This window comes from Hasllibacter sp. MH4015 (genome assembly GCF_020177575.1).
Taxonomy (GTDB): domain Bacteria; phylum Pseudomonadota; class Alphaproteobacteria; order Rhodobacterales; family Rhodobacteraceae; genus Gymnodinialimonas.
In genome coordinates, this window is record NZ_JAHTBK010000001.1 from 1,019,678 (window position 1) to 1,037,825 (window position 18,148).

General features: G+C 63.8%; 19 protein-coding genes. 6 read left to right on the plus strand and 13 right to left on the minus strand.

What is annotated here, in order from left to right; translation table 11 throughout:
- The first annotated feature begins 18 nt into the window (after nt 1-18).
- Together prmC and KUW62_RS05440 are read left to right on the plus strand one after the other, a co-directional pair.
- Nucleotides 19-831 carry a peptide chain release factor N(5)-glutamine methyltransferase gene (gene prmC, locus KUW62_RS05435; protein ID WP_224814497.1) on the plus strand — a complete coding sequence of 271 codons (813 nt, stop codon included), beginning with the start codon at nt 19-21 and terminating at the stop codon, nt 829-831.
- A 269-nt stretch (nt 832-1,100) separates the two neighbouring features.
- Entirely contained in the window at nt 1,101-1,742 is a 642-nt protein-coding gene (locus KUW62_RS05440) for a DUF4167 domain-containing protein (protein WP_224814498.1), read from the plus strand.
- A 43-nt stretch (nt 1,743-1,785) separates the two neighbouring features.
- Here the strand turns inward: KUW62_RS05440 and rsmA are convergent, their stop codons facing one another.
- The 6 genes from rsmA to lptF form a co-directional block, all read right to left on the minus strand.
- Nucleotides 1,786-2,628: a 16S rRNA (adenine(1518)-N(6)/adenine(1519)-N(6))-dimethyltransferase RsmA gene (rsmA, locus tag KUW62_RS05445; protein WP_224814499.1), complete on the minus strand. Its 843-nt coding sequence runs from the start codon at nt 2,626-2,628 to the stop codon at nt 1,786-1,788.
- 177 nt (nt 2,629-2,805) lie between these two features.
- Entirely contained in the window at nt 2,806-3,798 is a 993-nt protein-coding gene (gene pdxA, locus KUW62_RS05450; RefSeq protein ID WP_370632849.1) for a 4-hydroxythreonine-4-phosphate dehydrogenase PdxA, read from the minus strand.
- 9 nt (nt 3,799-3,807) lie between these two features.
- Nucleotides 3,808-5,052, minus strand: a complete 1,245-nt coding sequence (locus tag KUW62_RS05455; RefSeq protein ID WP_224814500.1) for a peptidylprolyl isomerase — start codon at nt 5,050-5,052, stop codon at nt 3,808-3,810.
- 92 nt (nt 5,053-5,144) lie between these two features.
- Complete coding sequence (locus KUW62_RS05460) at nt 5,145-7,196, minus strand: LPS-assembly protein LptD (protein ID WP_224814501.1); 2,052 nt, start codon at nt 7,194-7,196, stop codon at nt 5,145-5,147.
- A 104-nt stretch (nt 7,197-7,300) separates the two neighbouring features.
- On the minus strand, nt 7,301-8,497 hold the full coding sequence (gene lptG / locus KUW62_RS05465; RefSeq protein ID WP_370632850.1) for an LPS export ABC transporter permease LptG: 1,197 nt from the start codon (nt 8,495-8,497) through the stop codon (nt 7,301-7,303).
- Complete coding sequence (gene lptF, locus KUW62_RS05470) at nt 8,392-9,510, minus strand: LPS export ABC transporter permease LptF (protein ID WP_224814502.1); 1,119 nt, start codon at nt 9,508-9,510, stop codon at nt 8,392-8,394. Before lptF ends, lptG begins: the two co-directional genes overlap by 106 nt.
- A 164-nt stretch (nt 9,511-9,674) precedes the next feature.
- Between lptF and KUW62_RS05475 the strand changes: the two genes are divergently transcribed.
- Both KUW62_RS05475 and KUW62_RS05480 read left to right on the plus strand, forming a co-directional pair.
- Nucleotides 9,675-11,141: a leucyl aminopeptidase gene (locus KUW62_RS05475; protein WP_224814503.1), complete on the plus strand. Its 1,467-nt coding sequence runs from the start codon at nt 9,675-9,677 to the stop codon at nt 11,139-11,141.
- Nucleotides 11,142-11,171: 30 nt separating this feature from the next.
- Nucleotides 11,172-11,633, plus strand: a complete 462-nt coding sequence (locus KUW62_RS05480) for a DNA polymerase III subunit chi (RefSeq protein WP_224814504.1) — start codon at nt 11,172-11,174, stop codon at nt 11,631-11,633.
- Here the strand turns inward: KUW62_RS05480 and KUW62_RS05485 are convergent.
- The 5 genes from KUW62_RS05485 to KUW62_RS05505 all read right to left on the minus strand — a co-directional run bounded on the left by KUW62_RS05485 (nt 11,630) and on the right by KUW62_RS05505 (nt 15,489).
- Complete coding sequence (locus KUW62_RS05485) at nt 11,630-11,827, minus strand: hypothetical protein (protein ID WP_224814505.1); 198 nt, start codon at nt 11,825-11,827, stop codon at nt 11,630-11,632. The genes KUW62_RS05480 and KUW62_RS05485 overlap by 4 nt on opposite strands.
- Before the next feature lie 21 nt (nt 11,828-11,848).
- The gene (locus tag KUW62_RS05490; protein WP_224814506.1) at nt 11,849-12,466 is read right to left on the minus strand and encodes a MarC family protein; all 618 of its coding nucleotides are present in this window, start codon (nt 12,464-12,466) and stop codon (nt 11,849-11,851) included.
- Nucleotides 12,467-12,580: 114 nt separating this feature from the next.
- Nucleotides 12,581-14,425, minus strand: coding sequence for a ribosomal protection-like ABC-F family protein (gene abc-f / locus KUW62_RS05495; protein WP_224814507.1), 1,845 nt, complete (start codon nt 14,423-14,425; stop codon nt 12,581-12,583).
- Nucleotides 14,426-14,471: 46 nt separating this feature from the next.
- Nucleotides 14,472-14,969, minus strand: a complete 498-nt coding sequence (locus KUW62_RS05500) for a DUF2087 domain-containing protein (RefSeq protein WP_224814508.1) — start codon at nt 14,967-14,969, stop codon at nt 14,472-14,474.
- A gap of 190 nt (nt 14,970-15,159) precedes the next feature.
- Nucleotides 15,160-15,489, minus strand: coding sequence for a helix-turn-helix domain-containing protein (locus KUW62_RS05505; protein ID WP_224814509.1), 330 nt, complete (start codon nt 15,487-15,489; stop codon nt 15,160-15,162).
- A gap of 88 nt (nt 15,490-15,577) precedes the next feature.
- On the opposite strand from KUW62_RS05505, the gene KUW62_RS05510 reads away from it, so the two are divergent.
- Both KUW62_RS05510 and ndk read left to right on the plus strand, forming a co-directional pair.
- Nucleotides 15,578-16,225 carry a hypothetical protein gene (locus KUW62_RS05510; RefSeq protein ID WP_224814510.1) on the plus strand — a complete coding sequence of 216 codons (648 nt, stop codon included), beginning with the start codon at nt 15,578-15,580 and terminating at the stop codon, nt 16,223-16,225.
- A gap of 85 nt (nt 16,226-16,310) precedes the next feature.
- On the plus strand, nt 16,311-16,733 hold the full coding sequence (gene ndk / locus KUW62_RS05515; RefSeq protein ID WP_224814511.1) for a nucleoside-diphosphate kinase: 423 nt from the start codon (nt 16,311-16,313) through the stop codon (nt 16,731-16,733).
- Between the two features lie 18 nt (nt 16,734-16,751).
- Here ndk and KUW62_RS05520 read toward each other — a convergent pair whose 3' ends face one another.
- The gene (locus tag KUW62_RS05520) at nt 16,752-17,162 is read right to left on the minus strand and encodes a DUF4112 domain-containing protein (RefSeq protein WP_224814512.1); all 411 of its coding nucleotides are present in this window, start codon (nt 17,160-17,162) and stop codon (nt 16,752-16,754) included.
- A 60-nt stretch (nt 17,163-17,222) separates the two neighbouring features.
- Nucleotides 17,223-17,570, minus strand: coding sequence for a TfoX/Sxy family protein (locus KUW62_RS05525; RefSeq protein WP_224814513.1), 348 nt, complete (start codon nt 17,568-17,570; stop codon nt 17,223-17,225).
- Nucleotides 17,571-18,148: the final 578 nt, after the last annotated feature.

An 18,148-nucleotide genomic window follows, 5' to 3' on the forward strand; every position in this document is an offset into this window, starting at 1 on the left:
GCGACGTTGCGGGAGGCGATGGCATTTGCGCTTTCCATTCCACTTGACGCGGCGCAGGGGCCAGAATTTGCCCGCGATGTGTGCTTGCTTATGGCGGAGGCGACGGGCCTCGACCGGGCGCAGGTCCTCATTGAACCGGACCGCCGCCTGACCCATGAGGAAGAAGCGAAATTCCTGCATCTCGTTGCCGAAAGGCGGAAGGGAAAGTCTCTCGCCCATGTGGTGGGCCACGTGGCCTTCTGGAACCGCCGCTTTCGTGTGACCGAGGACGTGCTGGTGCCGCGTCCGGAGACCGAAACGCTGATCGCGCTGGCCCTTGAGGAGCCGTTTCGCGATCTTCTGGATCTTGGCACCGGATCGGGGGTCATCGCCGTGACCCTTCTGGCCGAATGCCAAGACGCCGTGGGGATCGCTTGCGACATCTCCGCCACGGCCCTTGCGGTGGCTGAGGGCAACGCGCGCTCTCACGGTGTCGCGGACCGCCTGCACTTGGAGCAGTCCGATTGGTTCGAATGCATTGGCGGGGACTACGACCTCATCGTCTCCAACCCGCCCTACATCACGGAAGACGCCTACGCAGACCTGGCGCCCGAGGTCCTGCATGAGCCGCGCATTGCGCTGACCCCCGGTGGCGACGGGTTGGCGGCCTACCGCGCCATAACGGCGGAGGCGCAAACCCATTTGCGGCCCCGCGGCCGCTTGATCGTCGAGATCGGATACGACCAAGGCGCCGCCGTTGCCGAACTTTTCCGCGAGGCCGGTCTTGACGAAGTCGCGGTGCATGCCGATCTGGATGGCAGGGATCGCGTCGTCGCGGGCCGATCCACCTGACATGAGCCGTCACGCCGGATCACCGCGAAAACCCGCCCATTTGTTAAGAAAACCGCTCTATGGGGTGTTTTGCGCTGGACAGGCCCGCGCGGCCATGCTTACTCAAGTCTAGGTGCGAAACTCGGCCCTTCCGGCCAGCCGCGCCTTTCTTACCAGACAGCGCAGGTGCCGGTTGCTAGCAACGGGCCAGCCGCAAACTGAGACCTTTTCGGGCCCCGCCGCATCGCGTGTGAGAGGCCGCCCACCAGGATAACTGGACAAGACCACACATGAGATCATCGAAGAACCGCTCGCGGTCCAAGGGAAATCGCAACCGCTCCGTCGGCAATATCGTCAATCGGGTGTTCGACAGTTCCGGCCCCGAAGGCAAGGTCCGCGGCACGCCGCAGCAGATCATCGACAAGTACAACCAGCTGACGCGCGATGCGCAGTTGTCCAATGACCGTGTCGCGGCGGAAAACTTCCAGCAGCATGCGGAGCATTACCTGCGCATGTTGGGCGAGGCGCAGCGCGAGCAGGACGCCAAGCGCGACCAACAGCAGAACAACCAGAACCAGCAAGGCGGTGGCGGCAACAATCAGAACCACCAAGGCGGCGGAAACAACGCCAACCAGGGCGGCAATAACCAGCAAGGCGGCAACCAGAAAAACCGCTCTGGCGGTGACAATCAGCAACCCAACGGACAGCAGCCCTCCGCGGATGCGTCCGACGGGCAGGGCGCGTTCGACGCGGTGATCGACCCGGCCGCGGACAGCGATGCCGGTCTCGTGCAGACCCCCGAAAGCGCGCCCAAGCCGAAACGGCAACGTCGCCGTCGCAAACCCGATGCTGAGGATGCGGCAGGTGACGGTGGCGGTGGCGGCGGCGAAGGCGGCGGAGGCGGTCAGCCCCCGCAAGAAGCCGCCGAATGACCGGATCGGAAAGGGGGCCACGCGGCCCCTTTTTCGTGCGTCCCTAACCCCGCGCCATAATTCGGGCCAGGGCACAGAACCCTTCAATGGGCACCTGTTCGGCCCGGTCGGTCGGCCTCAATCCTGCCTCCGCCAACCGGTCCTCGATATCGGGCGCCAGAGCCTTGAGCGCGGCACGTAGCATCTTGCGCCTTTGTCCGAATGCCATTTGCACAACGCGCGACAGGATCTCCGGATCGGCCGGGAACCGCGGCTCGGGCAAGGCCGTCAGGTGAACCACCGCCGATCGCACTTTCGGCGGCGGGGTGAAGGCTTCGGGTGGAAGGGTCATTGCGATCCGCGCATCGGCGCGCCATTGGGCCAAGACCGCCAGCCGTCCATAGGCTTTCGATCCGGGCTGCGCCACGATCCGATCCGCCACTTCGCGCTGGAACATCAAGGTCAGGCTGTCCCATTGCGGCGGCCATTCGGGCGGGGTCAGCCATCGGACCAGCAATTCCGTGCCGACATTATAGGGCAGGTTGGCCACGATCTTGCGCGGGGGCCGCAACTGCGCGGCCCAGTCGATGTCCAGCGCGTCGGCGTTGAGCACCTCCAACCGACCGGGGTAAGCCGCCGCGATCTCCGCCAAAACCGGCAGGCAGCGCGCATCCTTTTCCACCGCCACCACGCGCCGCGCGCCTTCGGCCAAAAGCCCGCGCGTCAGCCCGCCGGGGCCGGGTCCCACCTCCAGAACATCCGTGTCCGAAAGATCGCCCGCCACGCGCGCGATCTTGGCGGTCAGGTTGAGATCCAGCAAAAAGTTCTGCCCCAGCGCCTTGCGCGCGCTCAATCCGTGGGCGGCAATCACCTCCCGCAAGGGCGGCAGGTCATCAATCGCGGCCATCGACCCGCCCCTCTTTGCTTCTCAAGTACCTTCGGGGGGGCTGCGCAGCAGCGGGGGGCAGACAGCCCCCCTCCGCCGCGTCCGTTCGCACCTTCCGCTCCGCGATATCGCGCAAAAGCGGCGCAGCCGCCACCGCGCGCGCAGCGCGCAACCGCCGAAGGCGGACAGAGCATCGTGTCATCCCGGCCCCCCCGCGGCCCGGGCCACCGCCATGTCGCGCGCCAATTCCAACGCCGCAACAAGCGATGTCGGATCGGCCACACCCTTGCCCGCGATGTCGAAGGCCGTGCCGTGGTCGGGGGAGGTGCGGATGAACGGCAGGCCAAGGGTCACGTTCACACCGCCTGCGAAATCTATCGTCTTGATCGGGATCAGCGCCTGGTCGTGGTACATTGCGAGGGCCGCGTGATAGCCGCGCCGCGCGCCGGGATGGAACATCGTGTCAGCCGAATGCGGACCGCTCAATCCCAGGCCCTCCGCGCGCAAGGCGTCCAGGATCGGAACGATCACCTCAATCTCCTCACGCCCCATTGCGCCGCCTTCGCCGGCATGGGGGTTAAGGCCCGCCACGGCAATTCGCGGCGCCTCAATCCCGAAATCGCGGCGCAACGCCCGGTCCGTGATCCGGATCGTGTCGCTCAGAAGGGTGGGGGTCAGGGTCGCCGGCACGTCAGAGAGGGCGATGTGGATCGTCACCGGCACCACGCGCAATGCGTCGCAGGCCAGCATCATCACCACCCGGTCGACGCCCGCCAGATGGGCGAGGTACTCGGTATGGCCCGGAAAACGAAAGCCGGCCCCGTCCATCAGTGCCTTCTTGTGAATCGGTCCCGTGGTCAGGGCCGCCGCCTCGCCGCGCATCACAAGATCAACACCGCGCGCGATCACGTCGATCACACCCTGGGCGTTCGCCGGATCGGGCAGGCCGGGCCGTGCGTCGCCCGCGAAGTCATGGGGCAGGACAGGCAGCCCGCGAGAGGTGGCCCCCATCGCATCGGCAGGGGCGGCAATTTCGTGGATCGGGCAGCCGTGGCCTGACAGGTGGCGCGGATCCCCGATCACGAAAAACGGCAGGCGTGCGCCCAGACGATCCCAGGCGCGTGCCGCAATCTCCGGGCCGATGCCGGACGGCTCCCCCACGCTGACTGCAATCGGAAGCGGCAGACCCATGCGGCGACGTCAGTTCAGGTAGACGATATTGGCATCCGCGCGCAGCTCTTCGAGGTAGCTGTTGGCATAGGCTTCGATGCGCTGGCCGACCAGGCGTTCCCGCACCGCGTCGCGGCCAATTTCGGGCTCCGCCGTGACACGGTCGCACAGCATGAGCGCCAGAAGAACCGTGCCGTTGTTGCGGGTGACGGATGTGGACATTTCGTGGTTGTCGAGCGAGCGGAGCGCCAGTGCCACGTCGTCGGGCAGGGCGCCGGGGGCCACGCTTTGGCGTTCGAACCCGCCGGGTATCACGCCATTGAAATCGTTGCAGGTATCGACCGAAACCCGCAATTGCTCGGCCCGCGTCAGCGCCTCGGTGCTGCGCCCCCCGGGGATCGCGATTGAGACATAGTCGATCGCCGTGATCGGCAATTGCGGTGCCTCCACTTCACGTTGACCGCGCATCTGGAAAAGCGCGTAGGCCTGCCCGCCGCCAAGGGGCACCGGCTCGGTCACACGGCCGACGCCCATGGTCAGGAACCGTTCGCGCAGACCTTCGGGCAATTCCTGCAACGGACGCCAGCCGGTCAGGCCGCCGTTTTCACGGGTGGGTGCGGCGGAGAAACGGCTTGCGGCCTCCGAGAAGACCTCCGTCCTGCCACCGATCTGCTCGCGCAGGCGCAGAAGCTCTGACACCAGGTTGGCCTGGTTTTCGGGCGTGACCGGAATGATGATCTCGGCAAGCAGGATCTCGATCCCGCCGCCCAGGACCGTGCCAAGCTCGATTGCCTCGTCGATATCTTCCTCGGTGATCTGCGCGCGCGATCCAAAGCGGGTGCGCACGACGTTGCGCCACGTGATCCCGTTGGCGATGAAGTCGCGCACGGTTTCCGGCGCAATGCCGGCCTGACCCATCTGGTTGAGGAATTGTTCCGGCCCAAGATTGGCGCGGGCGGCGAATTCGTTCAGCCCCGCCTCGATCTCCTCGGGTGATGCCGAAACGCCCAGGCGCAGGGCTGCGTCCACCTGAAGCCTCTCGTTCACCAAGGCGTCAATCGCCTGCTGGCGCAAATCGCCTTGCGCGTTGAGGACCTCGAGAAATCGCATCCGTTGCGAGATCTCGAAATTCGTGACGATCTGGTCATCGACGCGCACCGCCGCCTCGAACGGGTTCTGGGCCGCGACCGGTGTACCGAGCGCGAGGGTAAGGGCAAATGCACAAGGTGCGATGCTGCGTGCCGCGCGGTGGATCGCTTGGAAGATGCCGTTCATGCCCGAAACCCCAGTCACTTTTCATTCGCCCCCACGGGACGTGTGTTGTCCATTGCCGCCTGGTCTGGCGTGGCGCGGCGAAGGCGCGCCCGTCATCCCCTGCAACTGCGCGCCGTTGACCGGCCTTCGCGTCCGGCGCCGAAGCCCGCTAGAGACACGGTAAATCCGAAGCTGGTGGCCGGTTCAAGCGTCGCCGATGTCGTATAGCGGCGCGAGACGGAAAATTCCATATCCACGCATTCGTTCTCGAACCCCAGCGACAGGCCCGCGCGCGAGGGTCCCGCCTCGATGAAATCGTAGCGCCAGTTGACCCCGGCCTCCCATCCGCTGGCAAGGCCGTAATTGGCATCAAAGGCCCATTCCGAGAGATCGCGCGGGCGCTGCTCGCCCAGATCAGCCTCCAGGAAGGTGTAGCTTGTCACGACCTCGTGCCTGTCCCCGGACCAGTAGAGCGAAAGCTCCGACGATGTGAAATCGAAGGAGGAGTCGAAAAGCGACCGGTTCACCAGCGTCAGTTGATCGTTGAAGCCCAGATGCGTGGCCATCAGGAAATCCGATTGCGTCCCGTTCAGGCCCGACCCGTCGGTCAATTGCCCCTGTTCATCGGTGCGGAAGACAACACCGCCCGCCACGCCAAGGCGCCAGCCCGATGGGGAAAGCCGGGAATAGGCGAGGCCCACATTGGCCCGCGGCCCCACTTCGCGCAGATCCGATCCGGGGAACCGGTCGAGGGAGAAGAGGTTCGCTTCATCGAATTCCACGATGAAGCTGTCTTCGTTCGGCACGGCGTTGCCGTAGGTTTCTGACCAGACAAGTTGCGCCACGGGCTCGATCACGTGGCTGACCCCACGTGCGCTGATCGCTTGCAGGGGATAGCGGAATTCGATGGCCCCATAGGGCGTGATGCGGGTTTCCGCGCCGTCGAGCGGGCCATCTTGCTGGGTGGCGTAATACCCGCCGTGTAAGGCCGCCTCGAACGTGGTCAGAAGGCCGCCGAAGGTCTCGGTCCGTCGCCAATCCAACTGGCCGGTCACGCGGGCCACGTCGCGACCATTGACCATCGTGCCGACGGTATCGGCAGTCGAGAAACGGTAGAAGCCGGTCCCTTCCAACTCCGCCGTCAACATGCCGCCGATCAGGGGCGGGGTGATCCGGCGGGTGATCTCTGCATGGGCGACGCGGGTGGGCAGGACATCGTTGTCCTCCCCCTCGATCAGCGATTGGTAAAGCGTGGCGGAGGCTTCGATGTATTCCTCTCGCCGGACGCGGCTGATCCGCGCGAAGGTTTCAAGGATGTCGGGATCCTCGAACCCGTAGGTCGTCAGGTAGGCCCGGTCGCTGACGGCCTGGACCTGCAGGTCCAGCGTGAATTCCCGCGGCAAATCGAATTGGCCGGTCCCGAACAGGTAGGCGCGGGTCGGATCGTCAGTGATGTCATCCCAAGACACGGCGCCCTGCAAGGCGATCTCCCCGTTGCGGAAGGCATGGCGATAGCGCGCCTCCAGCGTTTGGGAGCCTGGTCCGATCCAGGGCGTGACGGTGATGTCCGCGTGGTCGCCCAGACGCACGAAATAGGGTACGCGCACCTGCGTACCGGTGCGGTCATTGGCGCGGATGGACGGGGCAAGGAACCCGGTCGCGCGGTCCAGCGTCGGATCGGGCAGACGCATGCGGGGCAGAAAGAAAACCGGCACGCCGAGGACGCGGAACTGCGCATTCTCGAAATAGAGCTGCTGCTCCTGCTCGTCATGGATGACACGCCGGGCACGGATCTCCCACAAAGGTGTCGGGTTCTCGAAACAGACCTCGCAAGATGACGCGACGGCCTGGTAAAGCTGCGTATAGCGCCCTTCCGACCGCTCGATCTCGGTCGCGGCGATCTGAAGCTGGCGATCCAGCACAAGGCGTGCAGATTGCAATACACCGTTCTGCAGATCGTCTGAAAGCTCAGCGAAGTCTGCCACGATAACCGAATTGCCCGACGCATCGGTCAGGGTCAGCGGACCCTGGACCTGAAGCGTGTCGGTGCCGCCATCGTAACGGATGGATTGCGCGCGCAGGCGTGCGCCGTTGAAGAAGACCTCGACCGAGCCACGGGCGGTGACGTTCTGCCCGCCATCAAAGCGGATGTTGTCGGCAATCAAGGTGGCGGGGGCAAGCGTAGGGACGCCCTGCGCTGTCGGGGGAGCCCCCCAGCAGACGGTCGCAGCCAGTACTGTGGCTGCCAGCCTATGGCTCACCCAGCGCCTCACCCGTCCTCCGTATGCAAAAGTAGGCCCGTGGCCAAGAGAATTGCGGCAATCGGCGGCGTCCAGGCGACAAGTGTTGCCGAAACCTGACCCGTTTCCCCAAGCACCTCGGCAAACCGCCGCAGGAACACCACGCCGAAGCCCAGAAGGATCGCGCTCATCACCATGATGCCGGTCTTGCCGAACCGCGTGTGGCGCATGGTAAAGCCGGCCCCGATCAGGACCATGGCAGCCAAGAGGAGCGGGGACGACAATTGCATTTGGAACCAGGTCCGGTGTTGCAGCGCGGCAAAGCCTGCGTCGTTGAGTTGCCGGATGAACCCCGGAAGCTCGAAGATCGGCACCGTTTCGGGATTGCCGAAGCTGTCGCGGATCTGCTCGGCCGTCAGGGTAGAGGGCAGGGTCAACGTCTCGAAATCCTCGGCGTCGGCCTCCGGATTGCCGGACCCCGCGATGGGCCATCGTTTCACATCCGTCAGGGTCCAGGCGCCGAAGCTCAGGATCGCTTCCCGTGCGTCCAGCCGTTCGGTCAGTACGCCGTTCACATCGAAGGTGAAGAACGAGGCATCGAACAGATGCGTCCCGTCGGAATTTGTGGCGCTGGCACGGATGACCGTCTGTTCGCTGGCCACCCCCTGGCGCAGCCAAAGCCCCTGTCCCGTCACGGAAACGGTGCGGCTTTCCAGCCCGGAGAGCCGCGCCAGCGTCAGATCGTACTGGCGCGCGGTGCTTGCAACCAGCGGGTTCAGCAGGACCAGCGACAGGATCCCGATCAACAAAGCCACGATGACCGGAGATGCGGCAGATCGCAGGGCGGAGCGTCCGGCGGCGCGCACCACGACCAGTTCGGACGTGCGCGACAGGCCAAGAAACAGGACCAGCGTCGCTAGCATTACGAAGAGCGGCATCAGCCCGATCAGGCCGCGCGGCAGGTTCAGCAGGGCGAGCGACAGGACCGCCATGAAGCCCTGGTCCGATCCGATCCGGCGCAATTGGTCGGCCATGTCGATCGGCAGGATGATGGCGATGAAGACGGCCAGTACGATCCCGAAGGCCCGCAGGAAACGGCGCGCGATGTAGAGGTGCAGGATCACGCCGGGATCCCCCGCCAGCCCTGTCGCCGCCGCATCGCCAGCGCCACCATGATCGCGGCGACGATTGCCGCCACCGCCGGTTGCGCATAAGCCATCAGCCACGCGTCGGCATCGGCGCGCACGGCGGCTTCTCCGGCATTGCGCACGATCTGCATCGGCAAGACCAGCGCCACGGCGATCAGGACCTGTTTCCAGACGCCGAACCGAGAAAACGTGCCCAACATCAGAGATGCGGCCCCGATCAGCGGCACGAAGATGACGAAGAGGGATTGCGCGATCCTGTCATGGCCTTCGAAGACCATGTGGGCCAGCGGCAGGTTCAACTCCTCCGCCATCTGGGCGTCCGCGCGCAGCAAGGTCGGGGTCGAGACCTCTCTCACATCCACGCGGCGCGTGGTGTCCGGGTTGATCAACCCACCCACGTCATAGGTGAAATCGCTGAATTGCACGGTGCCAAGTCGCCCCGTCTCAAGATCCAGGGTCTGGGCCACGCCATCGAACATCACCAGCCGCGGACCGGTGTCTGACCGAACCAGAAGCGCGTTCGTGGCGGTGTAGGTGACTTCCACGCCGGGATTGGTGGCGTCTTGCAGGAAAATGTCCTGAAACTCGCCCAAGTCGCTGATTTCGCGGATGTAGACGGTCAGGCCAGCGGTGGGGTGGATAAACTCACCCGCGCGCAGGAACTTGCCGGTCAAGTCGTCGCGCACCTCATCTTGGCGCATCATGAATTGTGACCGGGCGGCGGGGGCCAGAACGTTGCCAAGAACGCCCACCAAAAGCGCCATCAGGATCCCGAAATAGAACACCGGACGCAGCAACCGCAGTGCCGACAGGCCCGCGGTTTGCAAAACCACCATCTCGGACTCGCCGATCATGCGGTTGAAAATGTAGAGCGTCGCAACGAACGCCGCGACGGGCAGGATCAACTGGATGATCCAGGGCAGGGTCAGGGCCGAGAATTCAAGAAAAACCCCGACATTCTGACCATCGGCGATCAGCGAATCGAACAGGCGCGCGGCCTGGTTCACCCAATAGACCGAGACCAGCACCAGGCTGAAGAACCCGAACAGCATCACCAACTGGCGCAGAATATATTTGTCGAACTGACCCAAGCGGCCCGGACCCCCATATGCGGTATCCGGATGGCAGTCCGACCGCGTCATCTATGTTTTAATGCAGTTTTTCGGGGATGCGTAGGGGCGATCTGGCCAAGGCCATGTCTCCGCCCTAAGGTCGCGTCCTGAATGTCACGCTTTTCCCAGTCAGGAGCCCGTTAATGACCAGTGTCGCCCCCGTGGATTTCGCCGAAACCGACCTCGATACGCTTGCGGAATTGGAGGGGAAGCTGGCCATCCTCGTCACGGCGGACGGCAAGCTGGACAATGCCGGACGGCGTGTGAACCGCCTGTCGAAACAGGCCGTCGCACGGATGTTGGAAAGCGAAAGGTGGGAGAAGGTGAAATCCGGCGAAGGGTTCACCATGGGGTTTCCGGCGGGGCTCGCGGCCAAGGCGCTGTGTGTCATCAAGCTGGACCGGCGTCCATCGGTGGAAGATGCGCGCAAGGCCGGCGCGTCCCTTGCGAAATTCAAGGGTAAGGACCCTCTGACGATCTGTGCAGGCTCCACCACGCGGTTGAGCGACCTCGCCCTTGGCCTCGTCCTGCGCGACTACACGTTCGATGCCCATAAGACGGCTGACAAGACCGTGGCGGAAGGTTCTGTGATCCAATGTAACAAACCCGAAGACGCTAAGGCCGACGCCGAAGCGGCGATGGCCGTGGCAGACGGCGTGTTCTTCACCCGCGATCTGGTCAATGAACCGGCCAACGTCTTGACAACGCAGGAATTCGCAGACCGGCTTGAGGCGATGCGCGACATCGGGCTGGACGTCGAGGTGCTGGAGGAAAAGGACCTCGCCAAGCTTGGAATGGGCGCCCTTCTGGGGGTGGGGCAGGGCTCCGACGCGCCATCCAAGGTTGTGGTGATGCAATGGAATGGTGGCGCGGATGAGAAGCCGCTGGCCCTGATCGGCAAAGGCGTGGTCTTCGACACCGGCGGGATCAGCCTGAAGCCTGCGGGCGGCATGGAAGACATGACCATGGACATGGGCGGCGCGGGTGTTGTGGCGGGCGTGATGCGAACGCTGGCGCTTCGCAAGGCCAAGGCGAACGTCGTGGGTTTGGTCGGATTGGTGGAGAACATGCCCGACGCCCGCGCGCAGCGCCCGGGCGATGTCGTGACCTCCATGAAAGGTGATACGATCGAGGTCATCAACACCGATGCGGAGGGGCGCTTGGTTCTGTGTGACGTGATGTGGTACGCGCAGGACCGGTTCGAGCCTTCGGGCATGATCGACCTTGCCACGCTGACCGGCGCGATCATCATCGGGTTGGGGCACGAGAATGCGGGTGTCTTCTCCAACAACGATGCGCTTAGCAATGCCTTTCTCAAGGCCGCGGCTTCGGAGGGGGAAGGGGCATGGCGCCTGCCCATGGGCCAAGCCTATGACGACCTGCTGAAATCGCGGATCGCCGATATGAAGAACGTGGGCGGACGGGCCGCCGGTTCTATCACCGCCGCGCAATTCCTGGGCCGTTTCGTGAAGGATGACACGCCGTGGATCCATCTGGATATCGCCGGTGTCGCGTCGGTGAAGTCGGAAACGAAGCTGGCCCCCAAGGGTGCGACAGGCTGGGGCGTGATGGCTCTCGACCGGTTGGTGCGCGACGAATACGAAAGCTGATGCAATACATGAGGAACCACTCGTAAGCCCATGGGAGACTGTTATTTCTACCATCTGACGCAGGCTCCGCTGGAAGTGACCTTGCGGGTGCTGCTGGAGAAGAGCTTGCAGGCCGGATGGCGCGTGGCCGTGCGCGGGCGGAGCGACGCGCTGCTCGACAGGCTCGACGCACAGCTATGGCTTCAGCCTGAGGATGGCTTTCTTCCCCATGGCCGCGCGGGTGGGACCCATGACGCCGACCAGCCCGTGTTGTTGACGACGGGGGACGCCGCAAACAACCCAACCTGCATCGTCGCCGTCGAAGGTGCGGCTGTTACGGTGGAGGAAATTGCGGAAATGGCGCGGGTCATGGTGCTGTTCGACGGCCATGACGACACAGCGCTGCAAACCGCGCGCGAACAATGGAAGACGCTCACCAATGGGGGCGCTGCGGCGAAATACTGGTCCGAGGCCTCGGGCAGGTGGGAGATGAAGGCGGAAGCGGGCGGCTAGGGTGTCGATCCGCCAAAGATCGAGTCGATGAGCGCGATGCCCGCCAGAAGCGCAAGGAAAATTCCGCCCCAGATAAGTCCGTATTTGGCCATCTGACCCAGATTCTGCTCTCTCCGCCCGCCGAAATAGAGCGCGATTACCCCGCAGAGCAGCACGATGAGGTAGATCAGGTTTCCGGTCACCATCGAATCCATGATCCCAGATATAGCGCCTTGTCAGACAACTTGCAGGTCCCGAAGCCCGTCGATCACGAATTGCACCGACAGGGCGGCGAGCAACATGCCAAGAAGCCGCGTGACGACGTTGATACCGGTTGGACCCAGAAGGCGCTCCAACGGCGCGGCAAGCAGGAACAGGGCAAAGACGCAGGCCACGACCAGCGCCATGACCCCGTGGACCGCAGCGATATGGGCGACAGAGCCATCCTGTCCCGTCAGCAGGATCATCGAGGCGATGGCACCGGGGCCGGAGATCAGCGGGATGGCCAGTGGGAATACGGATGGATCGGTATTGTCAGGCTCCGCGTCGGCCTGACCCTGGCGCCGCTCGGTCCGCCGTTCAAACAGCATGTCGAGCGCGGTGAGAAACAGCAAGATGCCGCCGGCCATGCGGAAGGCGGGCATGGAAATGCCAAGGAAATTGAGCACCGCTTCACCGGCAAGGCCGAAGAGCGTCAGAAGCGCGAACGCCACGAGACACGACCGGATCGCAATCGACCGTCGCCGTGCGGCATCCGTGCCCGCGGTCAGCGCCACGAACAGCGGGGCGAGGCCGATCGGGTCGATCACCACGAAAAGCGTGACGAAAGCGGGGATGTAGGTGGCGATGTCCATTTTGTGTTTCTTGTTAAATTGTGCGCCTTTGGCGCATTCGTTGGCTTAAGTGTGTTGGGGCGCTGCCCCGGCCTTCGGCCCCCCCGAGGTATTTTGGAAGCAAAGAGGGCGGGGTCAGCCGGTTTGCACCCGGTCGAGCGTGTCTTGTGCCTTGAGCCAGAGGGATTCCGCGCGGTCGAGCCCCTCCATCACCTCGGCATATTTCTTCTGCCACGTTTGCAGCTCCCCCACGCGGGTTTCCTCGTAAAGGGCGGGATCGGCGAGCTTCTTGGCGAGTTTCTCGCGCATCTCCTCGATCTTCTGGACGCGGGCCTCCGCGCGTTTGACCTCGGACCGCAGGTCCTTGATCTGGTCGCGGCTCAGTTGCGGCTTCTTCTTCTCCTTGGCGGGTTTGGACGGCTTCGTTTCCTGCCCCAGAAGCGATGCGCGGTAGGTTTCCAGATCATGGGCGTAGGGCGCCACATGCCCATCCTTCACGAGCCAGAGCCGGTCGGCCACGAGGCTGAGCAGGTGCATATCGTGGGAGACGAGAACGACCGCGCCGGAATAGGCGGTCAAGGCTTCGACCAGCGCCTCACGGCTTTCAATGTCGAGGTGGTTGGTCGGCTCATCGAGGATCAGCAGATGCGGCGCATCGAGCGTGGCCAATAGCAGCGACAGGCGCGCTTTCTGGCCGCCGGAGAGTTTGGCGACAATCGTGTCGGCCTGATCCACCCCAAGCCCGAATGAGGCGAGGCGCGCGCGCAGTTTCGGCGGCGCGTCGGCAGGGCGTTCCCGTCGAATGTGGTCAAGCGGCGTCTCATCCAGGTGCAATTCATCGACCTGATGCTGCGCGAAATAGCCGATGCGCAGCTTGGAGGAAGACGTAATCCGCCCCTCCATCGTCTTGAGTTTTCCCGCCAGCAATTTCGACAAGGTCGACTTGCCTTCGCCATTGCGTCCCAAAAGTGCGATGCGATCATCTTGATCCAGCCGAAGGTTCAGGCGCTTGAGGACCGGCGTGTCGGTATAACCGACGGCGGCATTGTCCATGGCCACAATTGGGGGGCTGAGTTCCTCGGGCTCGGGGAAGGTGAAGACGGTGCGCGCGGCATCTTCGGGGGCGCGGATCGTCTCCATCTTTTCCAGCATCTTCACACGGGATTGTGCCTGTTTTGCCTTGGACGCCTTTGCCTTGAACCGGTCCACGAAGCTTTGAAGGTGGGCGCGCTGCGCCTCCTGCTTCTTGGCGGCCGCCGCCTGTACGGCGCGCCGCTCCGCCCGGGTCTTGGCAAAGGTGTCGTAGCCGCCCGCGTATAGCGTCAAGTCCCGGTCGGCGAGGTGCAGGATGTGGTTCACGGCCCGGTTCAGAAGCCCGCGGTCGTGGGAAATCACAAGCACCGTGTGGGGGTATTTGGCCAGATAAGCCTCCAACCACAGGGCACCTTCCAGATCGAGGTAGTTGGTCGGCTCGTCCAGCAAAAGCAGGTCGGGTTGGGCAAACAACACACCGGCCAGGGCCACGCGCATCCGCCAGCCGCCGGAAAAGGCGGAACACGGCATCAGCTGTTCGTCGTGGGTGAAGCCAAGACCCTTGAGGATCGTGGCCGCCCGCGCCTCCGCCCCCCAGGCGTCGATGGCTGTCAGACGTTCCTGCACTTCGGCAATGCGGGCCGGATCGTCCGAGGTTTCCGCCAGGAGGGCGGCGCGTTCGGTATCGGCTTCCAGCACCGTGTCGATCAGGGATGTGTCCGAGGAGGGCACTTCCTGCGCGACGCCTCCGATCTTCGCGCCGGACGGCAGGGTGATGGAGCCGGCATCCAACGTCAGCTCCTCCCGGATGAGGCGGAAGAGCGTGGTCTTGCCCGTGCCGTTGCGCCCCACGATGCCGACCTTGTGGCCAGTGGGAATGCTGGCGCTGGCGCCTTCCAGCAGGGGGCGGCCCGCTACCGAATAGCTGATGTCCGAAATCCGTAGCATGGGGCGCGGCCTAGCAGAGGGACGATCCCTCCGCTAGGGGCGGTGATCAGCGGCCCGACAGCGTCTGGATCAGGACCAGCGCATCGTCGGGCGGGCGCTGCTCGATCCGTCTGTTCACCCGGCCGTCGCGGGACCGCGCCATCATCCCGTGATCCACCAGGGAACGCCGCAGCAGTGCATGGTCCCCGAAGCTGTGATGGGCGTTCAGGATCGCATTCACCTCGGGCTCTTCCATCTCGCGACGCGGGGGCAGGTGGTGCCACATCACCCAAAGGCACAGGCCCTGGATCACCGTCTGCTTCGGCCAGCGGACCATCTGCCCGTCCGCGAAGCAGCGCATGGCGCGGCCCACCCGGTCGGACGGGCGCGGGGTGAGTCGCGCGGCGCGGCGCGTTTGTTGATTACGAAACCCTGCGGCCTTGGCGATCAGGTCCATCATCTTCGCCTGACCGGGCGGCGCGGTCTGTGCCTCCAGTGCGGTGCGGAGCGATTTGGCGAAAAGCGACAAGTCCGCGATGAAAAGCGGGTCGGGTGAACGGGTCATGTGATGTGCCTCGTGCAGCATGCCATCCCCCGCGCGGCGGGGTCCGAGTGTCGCCCTTGTCGGTGGCATGCGGGACAATCACGCATGGAACCGTCTGCAACTGACAGGTTTAGCGAAGGCTGAATGCCCGGCGACGACTGGGTGAACTGCGGACCCTTGCGCGGCCTATAGCAAGCGCACGGGCGTGGGTCTAGGCATTCGCCTCACCCCACGCGCGCATGGCGCCGATCACGGGCAAGAGCGACCGGCCCTTGTCGGTCAGACTGTACTCCACACGTGGCGGGATCTCGGCGAAAATCTCCCGATGGAGCAACCCATCGGCCTCCATCTCTCGCAATTGCTTGGTGAGCATCTGTTTCGTGCAACCCGGTGCCGCGCGTTGCATCGCGCCGAATCGGTTCACACCATTTGTGACCATGAACAGGATCACAGGTTTCCATTTCCCGCCGATCATCGACAGGCATCGTGTGACGGGGCAGGCGGGATCGCCCTGTTCCGGCACCAATGGTTCTGTATTCATGACTACCTCAATTTCGAATGCCTAGTTGCAGAAAGCATATTGAAGCGCGCATGCCTTGGCCATCGAAATCATGACCCGGAGATTCCAGATGACACGGCTTCCCCTTTCCATCGCCCTGATAGTCGCGGCCACGCCGACCGTCGCCGATACGTCCCTTGAAGGTCTGCAGGAGCGGATTGTCGGTACCTGGACCTCCATCAGTTGCGAGTTGCGCCCGACCGCCGATCCCGAAGGCGGCGCGCCGACCCCGTCCTACCTGACACGCGACTTTGTCTATGATGCCGAGGGCGGGTTCACCGCTAACATCACCGTCTACGCGGACCCGGCTTGCGAGATGCCCGCCGTGGCCTATGACTTCGCCGGCGAAATCGAGTGGCACGGCCCCAACCCGGCGGTCGACGGCGCGTGGAGCCAGGATTACGTCCTCAACCGTCAACTGGAACTGACGCTTCTCGCCCCGCCGATGGTGGAACAGATGAACACGCTGCCCGATGGGGCCTGCGGGGAGGGGCCGTTCGTGCTCAACGAAGTGCGTGACATCCTCGGTCAGCCCTGCGCGCTTCTGAATTTCGTGGAAGGCTCCGACATCGTCGTCGATCACGATTTTCTCTACGTGCGGGAAGACACACCCAACATGCTGTTCATGGGTGGCAAGCATGTGGACGGCACCGGCTTCTACTACCCCGAAAACCGGCCCGAAGTGGGGCTGCAACAGCCGCTGATCCGCGTGGAGTGACAGGGCAGGGGGAGGGCCTTTCCAAAGGCGGGTGGGCATGGTAGCCCGCCCGCGAATTGACTGACGCCCTCAATGGAGCATCCCCATGGCTATCCAACGCACCTTCTCGATCATCAAACCCGACGCCACCAAGCGCAACCTGACCGGCAAGATCATTACCAAATTCGAGGAGGCGGGGCTGCGCATCGTCGCCTCCAAGCGCATCCAACTGACGTTGGCTCAAGCGCAGGCGTTCTACGGCGTCCACAAGGATCGCCCGTTCTTCGATGAGCTGTGCGAGTTCATGATTTCCGAGCCGATCGTGGTGCAGGTCCTCGAAGGGGAAGACGCGATCGCCAAGAACCGCAAAGTGATGGGGGCCACGAACCCGGCCGAGGCGGCGGAAGGCACGATCCGCAAGGAATTCGCGCTTTCTATCGGTGAGAATTCCGTCCACGGCTCCGACGCGCCCGAGACGGCAGCGGAAGAGATCGCGTTTTTCTTCTCCGGTCTTGAGCTGGTTGGCTAAGTCGAAGGGTCAGTTGCCCTAGATCGTTTCCTGAAGACGGGCCGCGTGTGCGCGCGGCCCTTTTTTGTGGCGCATCGTGGGGTTCTGCCGCTCCACATGCGCCCGTACCAAGGCAACGTTGCGCCGGTTCGCCTTGAAGGCCGCGTCAAACAGGTCGCCCAGAACCGGAATACCGCCGATCAGCGTATCCAGGGCCACATTGCCCCCCATCCGGGCCAGCCGGGGCAGGGACACGCCCATCTGCCAAGCCTTCCAGAGAATGTAGAGGGAGGGAGCGAGGGTCAGCGCATCGCCGATGCCCGGGATCAGGCCCACGATTGAATCGTAACCCACACGGAACCCGGTGCCGGGGATGCGAAACGCGCTGTCCATGCGAATGGCCAGCCGTTCCAGATGTTCGATATCTTCCAGTGGATCGCGCTCGGTCATGCCTTGGCTCTGCAATTTTGGGGCTTAGCCATATAACCGACGAAAGGGCCAAACGGTTCCCTAGCGTCGCAATCCCGTGCCGATGGAATTCAGCAAGCGTTCCAGCTCCGGATCGTTTCCGGCGGCGGCTTCCTCTGCCTTGAGGGCATCGAACCTCGCGCGCAAGGCATCCTTTTCCGCCCCCTTGCAATCATTCCAGGGTCGATTCTGCGCCGCCATGTGCAGCACGTAATATGTAATGAAGTGGGGACGCGCGCCGGTTCGCAAAACCGCGCGATACGTCTCGTGTGCGCCAACATCGCGAAACTGCGTCGCGGTAACGATCCCGGCCTTGCCGAGGATCTCGGCCAAGGCGGGGCCGATATTTCGGATCGCGGTGACAGGGTCGCCGCTTGGATCATCGCTCATGAGACCTCCAAGGAGGTCCGGTCTATCAGATGCTGGCCCAATCGGAAAAGCGGACAGGCACCGGGCGTTCCTTGGTGGGGGACTGGCCCTTGGCGGGGGTGGGTTTCTGCGTTGGCATCGCGCTGCTCCTATTATTGTTTTGCGTCGATAACTCCGTACGGTGCGCGCGAAATCGGGCAAAACCCGGGGCAGAAATGTGGCGACAATGGGGCAGGCGATGGAGAGGGGGCAATAAAGGAAGGCGCTGGCGACCGGCCAAATGGAAGAGAGACGAGGAGGCAGGCCGCCAGCTTCAGGTTATGCTGATCACCCAGAGGTCAGAAAGGGAGGAGACGACCCAAGGCTGCATCAACTGACCCCACTATTCCGTCCGGGCCCGCGCCGGGGGAAGGGCTGGGTGCAATCTGGGACGGTCGATTTCCGGGCCGCACAAGAAATAGGCGTCACACCGGGCGCCTGAGTTCGATTTACGCGGGATGCCAAGGAAGCGACGCTCGGGCGATTCCCCCCGAAGCCGCCCCAAGCCCGGCGACCGCATCCGCCACACCCCAGAATATTTCAGCAAAGCGCCGGAATTC